The organism is Ruegeria sp. AH12 (genome assembly GCF_056541465.1).
Genome location: NZ_JBQFYL010000226.1, coordinates 1 through 525 on the forward strand (window position 1 = coordinate 1; position 525 = coordinate 525).

Annotated in this window: 1 protein-coding gene; it reads right to left on the minus strand. The window is 59.6% G+C overall.

From position 1 onward, the window contains the following. A partial coding sequence (locus ACR0EL_RS22765; RefSeq protein ID WP_480502394.1) for a 2Fe-2S iron-sulfur cluster-binding protein occupies positions 1-457 on the minus strand: 457 nt, incomplete at its 3' end. Between the last annotated feature and the right edge of the window lie 68 nt (positions 458-525).

A 525-nucleotide genomic window follows, 5' to 3' on the forward strand; every position in this document is an offset into this window, starting at 1 on the left:
GGTCCTCGACCGCTTTCGCGGCGCGAATAATCGGTGCATAGCCAGTGCAGCGGCACAGGTTTCCGGCAAGCTGGGTGTCATGATCCGTGGCGCCCGTCGCATGGCTGGCGACCATCGACATGACAAAACCCGGAGTGCAAAAACCGCATTGCGAACCGTGCAAGTCAACCATTGCCTGTTGAACGGGATGTGCTTCGCCATCCGGGCCGCTTGCCCCTTCGACTGTTCGAACCGCTTTGCCATGCAGCTGGGGCAAGAACAGGATGCAGGAGTTCAGAGCTTTTGCACCGTCTTCGTCCGTCACCATGACCGTGCACGCGCCGCAATCGCCTTCGTTGCAGCCTTCTTTGGTGCCTGTCAGACCGCGATCTTCACGCAGCCAGTCCAGTAGGGTGGCCGTCGGATCGACATCCGGCAGCTCCACTGTCTCTCCGTTCAGAAGAAACGTGATGTTCATTCGAGAAACCCGTCGCGTTACCCGGTTGCGCCCGTTCGGCCCTCCTTCGATGCGACGTAGAAAGAGTG